The organism is Streptomyces sp. NPDC025273, from assembly GCF_040638585.1.
In the GTDB taxonomy this organism is placed as follows: Bacteria; Actinomycetota; Actinomycetes; order Streptomycetales; family Streptomycetaceae; genus Streptomyces; species Streptomyces cinereorectus.
The window spans coordinates 429,102-441,026 of sequence record NZ_JBEZYP010000002.1 but is presented as its reverse complement, the minus strand read 5'-3'; the positions used below and the strand labels follow the sequence as shown (position 1 = coordinate 441,026).

10 protein-coding genes are annotated in these 11,925 nt (G+C 71.3%); 3 read left to right on the top strand and 7 right to left on the bottom strand.

Translation table 11 applies throughout. The annotated features are described in order from the left end of the window. Positions 1 to 12 precede the first annotated feature (12 nt). From ilvC to AB0F38_RS06935, 5 genes are all read right to left on the bottom strand, one after another. Complete coding sequence (ilvC, locus tag AB0F38_RS06955) at positions 13 to 1,014, bottom strand: ketol-acid reductoisomerase (RefSeq protein WP_361887774.1); 1,002 nt, start codon at positions 1,012 to 1,014, stop codon at positions 13 to 15. A 131-nt stretch (positions 1,015 to 1,145) separates the two neighbouring features. Continuing rightward, the gene (gene ilvN / locus AB0F38_RS06950) at positions 1,146 to 1,673 is read right to left on the bottom strand and encodes an acetolactate synthase small subunit (RefSeq protein ID WP_104789338.1); all 528 of its coding nucleotides are present in this window, start codon (positions 1,671 to 1,673) and stop codon (positions 1,146 to 1,148) included. A 21-nt stretch (positions 1,674 to 1,694) separates the two neighbouring features. After that, complete coding sequence (locus AB0F38_RS06945) at positions 1,695 to 3,551, bottom strand: acetolactate synthase large subunit (RefSeq protein WP_361887771.1); 1,857 nt, start codon at positions 3,549 to 3,551, stop codon at positions 1,695 to 1,697. Between the two features lie 216 nt (positions 3,552 to 3,767). Continuing rightward, positions 3,768 to 6,590, bottom strand: coding sequence for an EAL domain-containing protein (locus AB0F38_RS06940; RefSeq protein ID WP_361887768.1), 2,823 nt, complete (start codon positions 6,588 to 6,590; stop codon positions 3,768 to 3,770). 251 nt (positions 6,591 to 6,841) lie between these two features. Continuing rightward, a complete protein-coding gene (locus AB0F38_RS06935) occupies positions 6,842 to 7,804 on the bottom strand; it encodes a 2-hydroxyacid dehydrogenase (RefSeq protein WP_361887765.1) in 963 nt (320 codons plus the stop codon). A gap of 131 nt (positions 7,805 to 7,935) precedes the next feature. Here AB0F38_RS06935 and AB0F38_RS06930 point away from each other — a divergent pair, with 131 nt between their 5' ends. The 3 genes from AB0F38_RS06930 to AB0F38_RS06920 all read left to right on the top strand — a co-directional run bounded on the left by AB0F38_RS06930 (position 7,936) and on the right by AB0F38_RS06920 (position 10,505). Then, a complete protein-coding gene (locus tag AB0F38_RS06930; RefSeq protein WP_361887956.1) occupies positions 7,936 to 8,892 on the top strand; it encodes an aldo/keto reductase in 957 nt (318 codons plus the stop codon). A 120-nt stretch (positions 8,893 to 9,012) separates the two neighbouring features. Continuing rightward, on the top strand, positions 9,013 to 10,173 hold the full coding sequence (locus tag AB0F38_RS06925; RefSeq protein WP_361887953.1) for a PQQ-dependent sugar dehydrogenase: 1,161 nt from the start codon (positions 9,013 to 9,015) through the stop codon (positions 10,171 to 10,173). 35 nt (positions 10,174 to 10,208) lie between these two features. Further along, on the top strand, positions 10,209 to 10,505 hold the full coding sequence (locus AB0F38_RS06920; protein WP_361887763.1) for a DUF6191 domain-containing protein: 297 nt from the start codon (positions 10,209 to 10,211) through the stop codon (positions 10,503 to 10,505). 213 nt (positions 10,506 to 10,718) lie between these two features. On the opposite strand, the gene AB0F38_RS06915 is transcribed toward AB0F38_RS06920, so the two are convergent. After that, the gene (locus AB0F38_RS06915) at positions 10,719 to 11,327 is read right to left on the bottom strand and encodes a hypothetical protein (RefSeq protein WP_361887760.1); all 609 of its coding nucleotides are present in this window, start codon (positions 11,325 to 11,327) and stop codon (positions 10,719 to 10,721) included. A gap of 26 nt (positions 11,328 to 11,353) precedes the next feature. Further along, positions 11,354 to 11,923, bottom strand: a complete 570-nt coding sequence (locus AB0F38_RS06910; protein WP_361887757.1) for a GNAT family protein — start codon at positions 11,921 to 11,923, stop codon at positions 11,354 to 11,356. Positions 11,924 to 11,925: the final 2 nt, after the last annotated feature.

Here is an 11,925-nt window from a genome sequence, read left to right as displayed (position 1 = left end):
CCCCGGTGGGACTCAGGCGTCCTCGTTGTCGACCCAGCTCATGAGCTTGCGCAGCTCCTTGCCGGTGGTCTCCAGCAGGTGGTCGCTGTCGGCCTTCTTGTACTCGTTGTACTTGGGCAGACCGTTGTGGTACTCGGCCATCCAGTTCTTGGCGAAGGTGCCGTCCTGGATCTCGGCGAGGACCTTCTTCATCTCGGCCTTGGTGGCGTCCGTGATGATGCGCGGGCCGGTGACGTAGTCGCCCCACTCGGCGGTCTCCGAGATGGACCAGCGCATCTTCTCCAGGCCGCCCTCGTACATGAGGTCCACGATGAGCTTCAGCTCGTGGAGGCACTCGAAGTACGCGATCTCCGGCTGGTAGCCGGCCTCGGTCAGCGTCTCGAAACCGGCCTTGACCAGGGCGGCGGTGCCACCGCAGAGGACGGCCTGCTCGCCGAACAGGTCGGTCTCGGTCTCCTCGGTGAAGGTCGTCTTGATGACGCCGGCGCGGGTGCCGCCGATGCCCTTGGCGTAGCTGAGGGCGAGCTCCAGGCCCTTGCCGGTGGCGTCCTGCTCGACGGCCACGATGCACGGGACGCCGCGGCCCTCCTCGTACTGGCGGCGCACCAGGTGGCCAGGGCCCTTCGGGGCGACCATGCAGACGTCGACGTTGGCCGGCGGCTTGATGAAGCCGAAGCGGATGTTCAGACCGTGGCCGAAGAACAGCGCGTCGCCGTCCTTGAGGTTGTCCTTGACGGACTCCTCGTAGACCTGGGCCTGGATCGGGTCCGGGACGAGGATCATGATGACGTCGGCCTCGGCGGACGCCTCTGCGGGGGTCACCACGCGCAGGCCCTGCTCCTCGGCCTTGGCCTTGGACTTGGAGCCCTCGTGCAGACCGACTCGGACGTCGACACCCGAGTCACGCAGCGACAGCGCGTGGGCGTGGCCCTGGCTGCCGTAACCAAGGACCGCGACCTTGCGGCCCTGGATGATGGACAGGTCGGCATCGTCGTCGTAGAACAGCTCGGCCACTGGGTCTTCTCCTTGGTGTGCAGGTGTTGCGTCCCACCGTACGGCGGGGTGCGTCGATACGTTGTCGGGTCTCGCGATGCGAGCGGTCGGGGCCCGTCCGGTGGATCAGGCCCCGGTGCTGCCCGGAGTGATCAGGCCGTGCGGTCGAGCGCGCGCAGGGAACGGTCGGTGATCGAGCGCGCGCCGCGCCCTATGGCGATCGTGCCGGACTGGACGAGCTCCTTGATGCCGAACTGCTCCAGCATCTTGAGCATGGCCTCCAGCTTGTCGGCGCCTCCGGTGGCCTCGATCGTGACGGCCTCCGGGGAGACGTCCACGGTCTTGGCGCGGAAGAGCTGGACGATCTCGACGATCTGGGAGCGGGTCTCGTTGTCGGCGCGGACCTTCACCAGGACGAGCTCCCGCTGGATCGCAGCGGAGGGCTCGAGTTCGACGATCTTCAGGACGTTGACCAGCTTGTTGAGCTGCTTGGTCACCTGCTCCAGGGGCAGGCCCTCGACATTCACGACGATGGTGATGCGGGAGATGTCGGGGTGCTCGGTGGTACCGACCGCGAGCGAGTCGATGTTGAAGCCGCGCCGGGAGAACAGGGCCGTGATCCGGGCGAGGACACCTGGCTTGTTCTCGACCAGGACGGAGAGCGTGTGCTTGGTGGACATGAGTCGGTCTCTCTCTGTCTCTCAGTCGTCTTCGTTGTCGCCGAAGTCGGGGCGGACACCGCGGGCTGCCATGACCTCGTCGTTGGAGGTGCCGGCGGCGACCATCGGCCACACCATGGCGTCCTCGTGGACGATGAAGTCGATGACGACCGGGCGGTCGTTGACCGCGTTGGCCTCGGCGATGACCTTGTCCAGGTCGGCCGGGTCCTCGCAGCGGATCGCGTAGCAGCCCATGGCCTCGGACAGCTTGACGAAGTCCGGCACCCGGGTGCCCTTCGCCGGGGCGCCGTCCGTGTCCGCGCCGGAGTGCAGCACGGTGTTGGAGTACCGCTGGTTGTAGAACAGGGTCTGCCACTGGCGGACCATCCCGAGCGCCCCGTTGTTGATGATCGCGACCTTGATCGGGATGTTGTTGAGCGCGCAGGTGGTGAGTTCCTGATTGGTCATCTGGAAGCAGCCGTCGCCGTCGATCGCCCAGACCGTGCGGTCCGGCATGCCGGCCTTGGCCCCCATCGCGGCCGGGACCGCGTACCCCATCGTCCCGGCGCCGCCCGAGTTCAGCCAGGTGGAGGGCTGCTCGTAGCTGATGAAGTGCGAGGCCCACATCTGGTGCTGGCCGACACCCGCGGTGAAGATCGTTCCCGCGGGGGCGAGCTCACCGATGCGCTCGATGACCTGCTGCGGCGAGAGACTGCCGTCCTCGGGCAGGTCGTAGCCGACCGGGTAGGTCTCGCGCCAGCGGTTGAGGTCCTTCCACCAGGCTTCGTAGTCGCCGGTGTTGCCCTCGGTGTGCTCGGCCTGGACCGCCTGGACGAGGTCGGCGATGACCTCGCGGGCGTCACCGACGATCGGCACGTCGGCGGCGCGGTTCTTGCCGATCTCGGCCGGGTCGATGTCGGCGTGCACGATCTTCGCGTACGGGGCGAAGCTGTCCAGCTTGCCGGTGACGCGGTCGTCGAACCTGGCCCCGAGCGCGACGATCAGGTCGGCCTTCTGCAGCGCGGTGACGGCGGTGACCGAACCGTGCATGCCGGGCATTCCCACGTGCAGCGGGTGGCTGTCGGGGAAGGAGCCGAGCGCCATCAGGGTGGTGGTGACGGGCGCTCCGGTGAGCTCTGCCAGTACCTTCAGCTCCGCGGTGGCACCGGCCTTCATGACGCCGCCGCCGACGTACAGCACCGGGCGCTTGGCCTGGGTGACGAGCTTGGCGGCCTCGCGGATCTGCTTGGCGTGCGGCTTGGTGACCGGGCGGTAGCCGGGCAGGTCCATCGACGGCGGCCAGCTGAAGGTCGTCCTCGCCTGCAACGCGTCCTTGGCGATGTCGACGAGGACCGGTCCCGGGCGGCCGGTGGAGGCGATGTGGAAGGCCTCGGCGATCGTGTGCGCGATGTCCTCGGCGCGGGTGACCAGGAAGTTGTGCTTCGTGATCGGCATCGTGATGCCGCAGATGTCGGCTTCCTGGAAGGCGTCCGTGCCGATGGCGGCGGAGGCCACCTGGCCGGTGATCGCGACCAGGGGCACGGAGTCCATGGCCGCGTCGGCGATCGGGGTGACCAGGTTGGTGGCACCGGGCCCCGAGGTGACCATGCAGACGCCGACCTTGCCGGTGGCCTGTGCGTAGCCGGTGGCGGCGTGACCGGCACCCTGCTCGTGGCGGACCAGGATGTGGCGGACCCGGGTGGAGTCCATCAGCGGGTCGTACGCCGGAAGGATGCAACCGCCAGGGAGGCCGAATACGGTGTCGGCCCCGACTTCCTCGAGAGAACGGATGAGGGACTGCGCGCCCGTGAGGTGCTCAACGGAGGCGGAGGACGGTCCGCCGTTACGGGCCCGCGGCTGCGGGTGCTGGGCCCCGGTGGCCTGCTCGGTCATCGGCATTCTCTTCTCGAAGCTGAGGGTTTATGCGGGGTATTTGTGGGGTTTTGAGTGGTGTCGGTGCAACAAAAAACCCCTCGTGCCGTGAGGCAAGCGAGGGGAGCGCGCCGGTGCGGTCTGCAAGGTTTCCATGAGTGACCTGCTTCAGCCGACGCGCTTTCCAAGTACGAGAATTCGGGTGCGCATGGCATTGACCCTCTCTCCGGCACGCGTGCGGTGTCAAGTGGGTGGGACGGGAGTCTCATTATGTGAACGGCTCTGGAGCGGGATCGAGCCGCCCGCGAGCACGGGCCGAGTGGCCGGACCGCCTCCCGGGACGGAGAACTCCCCACGGACCAGGGTGCGCCGCAGCCGGTACTCCTCGAGCGGTCCCGCGAAGGCCGCCCCCTGACCGTGCGTGCACCCCATGGCGCGCAGCGTGCGCACCTGCTCGGGTACGTCGACCCCGTCGGCCACGGACTGCATGCCCAGGTCGCAGGCGATCCGCAGCAGCCCACTGGTGATCTTGTGCAGCCGCGCGGACTCGACGACACCCTCGACCAGTCCCCGGTCCAGCTTCAGTACGTCGATGGGCAGCCGGCGCAGGGCGTTGATCGCGGCGTACCCGCTGCCGAAGCCGTCGAGCGCGATCCGGACGCCGAGCCTGCGCAGCGCGACCAGCCGCTGTTCCAGCTCGTCGAAGGAGACCCTCGGGTCGCTGTCGGCCACCTCGATCATCAGGGCGCCGGAGGGCAGCCCGTGCCGGGTCAGGAGCGCCTCGACGGAGCCGGAGGGCGGCCGTCGGTCCAGGAGCCGGCCTGCCGGTACGCGGACGGTGACCGGGACCGGATGTCCCGCCCTGGCCCGTTCGGCGGCCTGCTCGACGGCCTCCTCCAGCAGCCGGCTGCCGAGCTCGGCGGCATGGTCGCCGTCGTCGGCGACCCGGAGGAATTCGGCGGGGGTGCACAGGATGCCCTGGGCGGAGCGCCAGCGCGCCTGGGCGGCGACGGCCGCGACGGTGCCGCTGGCCAGATGGACGACGGGCTGGTGCAACAGGACGAATTCACCGTCGCGCAGGGCGGTGCGCAGCCGCGCGGCGAGCTCGGAGCGGCGCACCACCTCGGCCTGCATCTGGGGGGCGTACAGCTCGACCCGGTCCTTGCCGCCCGCCTTCGCGCGGTACATCGCGAGGTCGGCGTTGCGCATGAGGTCCTTGGGCGTGCTGGAGGGCTCTGCGAAGGCGACGCCGATGGAGGCCGCCACGCGGACCTCTCCGGTGCCGATCCGGTACGGCTGGGAGAGCGTGAGGCGCAGCCGGTCGGCGATCTCGTGGACCTGGGACTCCCTGGCGGCCTGGTCGCGGGTGCCGTCGCCGACGATGAGGGCGGCGAATTCGTCGCCCCCGAGGCGTGCCGCGGTGTCCGAGGTGCGGACGGACTCCTGGAGGCGCCGGGCGGCCTGGGCGAGGAGCTCGTCGCCCGCCTGGTGGCCGATGGAGTCGTTGACTGCCTTGAAGCCGTCGAGGTCGATGAACAGGACGGCCGTGCCCGGGTCGCCGGTGCGGCGGCCACCGAGGGCCTGGCTGACCCTCGCGGTGAACAGGGCGCGGTTGGGCAGGCCGGTGAGCGGGTCGTGCTCGGCGTTGTGCCGCAGCTGCGCCTGCAGCCTGACCCGTTCGGTCACGTCGCGGCTGTTGAGCAGGAGACCGCCCTGGTGACGGTTGACGGTGGACTCCACGTGGAGCCAGTCGCCGGTGCCGGACCGGAAGCGGCACTCGATCCGGGTGGTGGGCTCCTCGCGGGACGGGGCGGCGAGGAACCGCCGCACCTCGTGGACGACTCCCCCGAGGTCCTCGGGGTGGATGATCGAGGCCAGCTCCGCACCGACGAGGTCCTCGGCCTCGCGCCCGTAGACACCGGCCGCCGCGGGGCTCACGTAGCGGAGCACGCCGGTGGGCGCGGCGATCATGATGACGTCGCTGGATCCCTGCACCAGGGAGCGGAAGTGGTTCTCCTTCTGAGCCAGTTCCTGGGTGAGGGCGATGTTGTCGAGGAGCATGATGGCCTGGCGCACGACCAGGGCGAGCACGACCGCGCAGCCGGTGAGGACGACGACCCGGTCGACCCTGCGGCCCTCGACCACGCTGTAGAGGATGCCGAGGGTGCAGACGGCGGCGGCCAGGTACGGCGTGAGCGCGGCCAGCCACCCGGCGGTCGGACGGCTGGAGGTGCGCGGCTCGCGGCCGGGCTCGACAGCGTTGTCCTGAATGCCGCGGGCGCCCCAGGGCGCGTAGGCCAGCAGCAGGGAACCGGCGAACCAGCCGGCGTCCAGCAGCTGTCCGGAGCTGTAGGCCGAGCGCAGCAGCGGCGAGGTGAAGAGGGCGTCGCAGAGCACGGTCAGGGCGAGCCCGGCGATTGCGGTGTTCACCGCGGAGCGGTTCACGTTGACGCGCCGGAAGTGCAGCGCGAGCACCATGGAGACCAGCACGATGTCGAGCAGCGGGTAGGCCAGCGACAGCGCCGCCCGGGCCACGCTCTCACCCTCGGCGTTGGCGGCATGGGCGGTGTGGGCGAGTGCGAGACTCCAGGAGAGCGTCAGCAGGGACCCGCCGATCAGCCAGGCGTCGAGCACCAGGCAGACCCAGCCGGCCCGGGTGACGGGCCGCTTGGCGAGGACGAGCAGCCCGACGACGGCGGGCGGCGCGAAGCAGAGGAAGAAGAGGTCGGCGACGGAGGGGGAGGGCACGGGGCGTCCCAGCACCACCTCGTACCACCCCCAGACCGCGTTGCCGCCGGCGGCCATGGCGGAGGAGAGCGAGAACATCAGCCAGGCGGGCCGGAACCGGACGCCGCTCGTGCGGGCGTGGAGGAAGCACGACACGGCGGCGATCAGGGCGGCGACACTGAGCCCGAAGTCGCCCATGAACAGGGCCATTCCGGGCGAGCCCCAGCCGGTGGCCGCCCCTACGGCGTACCCCGCGCAGATGGCGGCGAGAAGCAGGGGGGAGCGCAGGCCCGCACTCCGGCGGGCCTGCCGCGAGAGCAGGGCCCCGAGGGCGTTCACCGCAGAGCCCTCCGGGCCGGGCCCGGCGCCCCCGACCGCTCCTGGCCGCCGGGCCGCACCGGATCGTCTCTCCACTGGCCGCACATCGTCCGTCGCCCCCTCCTGTCCGCTTTCTCCCCGGCGCCGTCCTCGCCTCGACACCCTCCGGACGATACACCAGAGTCGTTACTCAGAGACATAGCTTCTCTACGCTCCGTGACCATAAGGGTGGTTGGGGGCCAGGTGGGCAGCCGAGTCGACGCGCCGCGCGGTCAACCGGTCGTGAGTACGAGATTGTCGACCGGCTGCCCCGCGGCGAACCGGGCGAGCTGTGCGGCCAGCAGACGCTTGGCGCGCGGCAGGAACGCCGAGGTGCTGCCGCCCACATGGGGCGTGATGAGGACGTGGGGAGCGTGCCAGAGGGGATGGCCCGGGGGCAGGGGTTCGGGGTCGGTGACGTCGAGTGCGGCCCGCAGACGTCCGGATCCGAGCTCGGAGAGCAGCGCCGCGGTGTCCACCACCGGCCCCCTCGCGACGTTCACGAGGAGGGCGCCGTCCGGCATCGCGGCGAGGAAGCCCGCGTCCACCAGCCCTTGCGTGGACGGGTTCAGAGGGGTGGACAGAATGACGATGTCCGCTCCGGGCAGCAGGGCGGGCAGTTCGTCGAGCGCGTGTACGGGACCGCGCCCGGTTGCCCGTGCGGAGCGTGCGACGCGCGCCACCCGCGCGCACTCGAACGGTTCGAGCCGGTCCTCGATGGCCGAACCGATCGACCCGTAGCCCACGATGAGGACGGACTTGTCGGCGAGCGCCGGGTAGAAGCCGGACCGCCACTCCTCCGTGTCCTGGCCCCGCACGAAGCCCGGGAACCCGCGCAACGAGGCGAGGATCAGGGCGAGCGTGAGCTCGGCGGTCGACGCCTCGTGCACCCCCTTGGCATTGCAGAGCCGCACCCCGGCGGGCAGCAGGCCGAGTCCGGGCTCCACGTGGTCGATGCCCGCGGAGAGCGTCTGCACGACCCGGACCGCGCTCATGGCCTTGAGCGGACGGACCGCGACCTCCGCGCCCTTCATGTAAGGAACCACGTAGAACGCGCAGTTCGCGGGGTCCGCGGGGTAGTCCCGGCCACCGTCCCAGAATTGGTGGTTGAGACCCTCGGGGAGTCCCTCCATCTCCTCGGCAGCGATCGGCAGCCATACGTCGGTCGCGGAAGTCGGAGTCCGTGTGGAAGTCATGGCCAGGAGGCTATGCGAAGGGCGTGGGGCGGCAGAGGTTACTTTGGGGTCGGTGTGGTCCCGTGACAGCGGGGACCGAGGGAGGGTTCGGGGAGTTGGAGCGCAGGACTATCGGCTCGGCGGCGCTCGCCGTGGGCGCGGTCGGGCTGGGCTGTATGCCGATGAGCTGGGCCTACAGCACGTCGCAGCAGCGTGGTGACCGTTCGCTGCGGACGGTGCACGCCGCACTGGACGCGGGCGTCCAACTGCTCGACACCGCCGACATGTACGGTCCGTTCACCAATGAGCTGCTGGTCGGACGGGCGCTCAAGGGGCGCCGGTCGCAGGCCTTCCTCTCCACCAAGTGCGGTCTGCTGGTGGGTGATCAGCACATCGTCGCCAACGGGCGGCCCGGATATGTACGCCGGGCCTGCGATGCCTCGCTGCGGCGGCTGCAGACCGATGTGATCGATCTGTACCAGTTGCACCGGGCCGACCCCGAGGTGCCGGTGGAGGAGACCTGGGGCGCGATGGCGGACCTGGTCACGGCGGGCAAGGTACGCGCGCTGGGCCTGAGCGCGGTGGGAGCGCGGGCCGGACGCCGGCCGGGGGCGCGGATGCATGACGGAACGATCCGCCAGCTGGAGCGGGTGCAGCAGGTCTTTCCCGTCAGCGCGGTCCAGGCGGAGCTGTCCGTGTGGTCCCCGGAGGCGCTGGAGGACCTGTTGCCCTGGTGCGCCGCGCGGGGCGTGGGTGTGCTGGCCGCGATGCCGCTCGGGAACGGCTATCTGACGGGGACGCTGAAGCCCGGCCAGGGCTTCGAACCGGACGATCCGCGGGCCCGGCACCCCCGCTTCACCGCGGAGATGATGGCGGCCAACCAGCCGGTGGTGGCGGGCCTGCGGCGGATCGCGGAGCGGCACGGCGCGACTCCGGCACAGGTGGCGCTGGCGTGGGTGCTGCGGCAGGGCCGGCATGTGGTGCCGGTGCCCGGTGCGAAGCAGGAGCGGTGGGCCGTGGAGAACGCGGGTGCGGCGGCCGTGGCGCTCACGGACCGGGACCTGGCGGAGATCGCCGGGCTGCCGCGGGCCCGCGGGTCGTGGTACTGATCGCGCGGCGGGAGAATGGGCGGAGATCGGGGTCCGCGGCGGAGCAGCGGTGTAAGAACGGTAGTCGGGCTCACCGTCGAAAGGATCGGTGCTGTGCAAACTCCTGCGGTGCGCAAGGGGATGGTGGCCGCGTTCGCGTCGGCCTCCCTGCTGCTGTCGTCCGCCTGTTCGTCGGACGCAGGCTCGGCGACAGGCGGGAAGGACGCGTCCTCTCCCCCGGCGAACGCCTCGTCCGCGCCTGATGCCTCGTCGAGTCCGTCTGCCGGCCTGCCGCCGGCCAAGGGGTCGGTGGACGTCGTGTCGACGCTCACGGAGGACCTGGCGTCCCCCTGGGGGCTGGCGGCTCTGCCCGGGGGCGATCTCCTGGTGGCCTCGCGTGACGGGGCGACGATCAGCCGGATCGACGGGCAGAGCGGCAGGAAGACGCTGCTGGGCTCCGTGCCCGGGGTCGCACCGGCCGGTGAGGGCGGTCTGCTCGGCCTCGCGGTCGCGCCGACGTACGGCGCGGACCATCTGGTGTACGCGTACTTCACCACGGCCTCGGACAACCGCGTCGCCCGCCTGCAGTACGACGAGGGAAGACCGGCCGGGCAGCAGCTGGGCGCCCCGGACACGATCCTGCGGGGCATCCCGAAGGGCTCCGTCCACAACGGCGGCCGGATCGCGTTCGGCCCCGACCGGATGCTGTACGCGGGCACCGGCGAGACGGGCGACACGGGGCTCGCCCAGGACAAGGCGTCGCTGGCCGGCAAGATCCTGCGGATGACGCCGGACGGCGAGCCGGTGCACGGCAACCCCGAGGCGGACTCGGTCGTGTACTCCTACGGGCACCGCAATGTGCAGGGACTGGCCTGGGACGGGGACAAGCGGCTCTGGGCAGCCGAGTTCGGCCAGGACACCTGGGACGAGCTGAACAGGATCGAGCCGGGGAAGAACTACGGCTGGCCGGACGTCGAGGGCAGGAAGGGCGAGTCCGGGTTCGTCGACCCGGTCGCGCAGTGGAGGACCTCGGAGGCGTCCCCGAGCGGCATCGCGTTCGCCAGGGGTTCGGTCTGGATGGCGGGGCTGCGCGGCGAGCGGCTGTGGCGGATCCCGCTGTCGGGCACGGCGGACAGGGAACCTCTGGCCCCGCCCCAGGCGTTCCTCGAGGGGACGTACGGCCGGCTGCGGACCGTGGTCGCCGCGGGCGGTGACAAGCTGTGGGTGGTCACGAGCAATACGGACGGACGCGCCACTCCGAAGCCGGGTGACGACCGGATCCTGTTGCTGAAGGTGCGGTAGCGGGCCGGGGCGGCCTGTCGGAGGGAGCGCGGCCGGTGTTCAACTTCTTCGAGGAACTGTTCGCGCCGGGCCGCAGACACATCGCCGAGGAGCAAAAGCGGCTGGAGCTGAGCCGGGTCGACCTGGGCATCGGCGACCCGGCGCGGGGCCCGATAGATCTCGCGTCCGGCACGGTGACACTCCGCCGCCCGCCTGCCGAACCCTCACCGGACGGCGCCAGGTCCGAGCCCGAGGCGCGCCCGCCCACCGCCGAGCAGACCCGGCACCGGCCGGATCGAGCCCGCCCGGCGATGGAGGACGCCCCGCCCGGGCCGGGCAGGCCGGCCGACTGACCGCGCCTGGCCCGCAGGACTGCGGCCCGTGCCCGCACACGGGGCCGCCGAGGGATACGAAGCGGCCGGGCTCGTGATCCCCGCTCCCCGTTCCTTCCCGGGACGCCCCGCGCACCGCCGGGTCCCGGCAGCCGAGGAGGGCGTACCCACCGGCTCACCCCACCGTGTAAGACCGGAACCGACGCTCGTGCCCCTCTCGGGAGAACGGCCGCGTCACCCGGCGGCGGTGGGCAGGCCGACAATGAGGTCGAAGTACATCCCTACGGAGATGAGGACGCCGAGCACACCGAGTGCGATGCCCGCCAGGGCGACGGAGCGGATCCAGCCGGGCTGCGGGCTTCCGGCGGGGGGCCCGAAGGCGGGCCGGACCAGGACGAGGACGCCGGCCAGCAGCGCCAGGAGTGCGAACAGCCCGTTGACGAGGGCCGTGGTGTGCCAGGCGTCGGCGTAGATCTCGGAGATCTGCCGGGCGGCGCTGCCGCCGCCGGAGGTCTTGATCTGTCCGATCAGGGTCTCGCGCTCGGCGGCGACCCGGCCGGTCCAGGCGCCCGAGAGGGAGATGACGCCGAGCGCGGCGGCGACGACCGCGGCGGCTCCCGTGCCGGCCGAGCCGGAGGCTGCCGCCTCCGCCTCGGCGTACGGGTCGGGCTCCGGGTCGTCGTCCTCCGCGTCCGCGGGCCCGACGGCGTCGTCGGGCGCGTCATCGGTGGGCTCCGTCTTCGTCAGGTCCGCGACGGCGCTCTCGTCCGCTGCCGGCTCGTGCTCGCGGTCGTCGTCGACGGCGGAGGTGGTCTGGGAGGGGGTGGTCTTCATGCGCCGCACGCTAGGTGGCCCGGATGAGAACGTTCTTAACGCGCTGCGCCCTCGTCCCGTCCGGCACGCCATTCGGCGGCGAGCACGGACCAGATCTCCTGGTCGTGGCGCTCGCCCCGGTACGGGTAGGCCTCCCGCAGGACCCCGTCACGCGTCATACCGAGCCGCTTCGCCACCGCGACGCTGCGGGTGTTGGCGGCGGAGGCGATCCACTCCACCCGGTGCATCCCGCGCACGTCGACCGCCCAGTCGATGAGCTTCCGCGACGCCCGGGTGACCAGGCCCCGGCCCGCCCCGGCCGGCTCCAGCCAGCAGCCGATCTCGCAGTTCCCGGACTCCGCCTCGAATATCCGGAACATGACGCCGCCGACGAGTGTGCCGTCCAGCCAGATCCCGTAGATCCGTCCGGTGTCGGCCGCCTGCTTGTCCGCGTACCGCTGGAGCAGGGCCCGCGCGGAATCGAGGTCCGTCGCAGCCGCCGCGAACGGGATCCAGGGGTCGACATGGCCGCGCGCCCGGTCCATGTGCGCCAGGAACTCCGCCGCCTGCCAGATCTCCAGCGGGCGCAGCTGCGCCCCGTCGTCGCCCAGGGACACCGCGAACATGA

Bases quoted from the DNA above. Each gene is read 5' to 3' on its own strand.
- ilvN (WP_104789338.1), bottom strand. From the start codon at position 1,673: ATGTCCACCAAGCACACGCTCTCCGTCCTGGTCGAGAACAAGCCAGGT.
- AB0F38_RS06945 (WP_361887771.1), bottom strand. From the start codon at position 3,551: ATGCCGATGACCGAGCAGGCCACCGGGGCCCAGCACCCGCAGCCGCGG.
- AB0F38_RS06935 (WP_361887765.1), bottom strand. From the start codon at position 7,804: ATGACTTCCACACGGACTCCGACTTCCGCGACCGACGTATGGCTGCCG.
- AB0F38_RS06925 (WP_361887953.1), top strand. From the start codon at position 9,013: ATGGTGGCCGCGTTCGCGTCGGCCTCCCTGCTGCTGTCGTCCGCCTGT.
- AB0F38_RS06910 (WP_361887757.1), bottom strand. From the start codon at position 11,923: ATGTTCGCGGTGTCCCTGGGCGACGACGGGGCGCAGCTGCGCCCGCTG.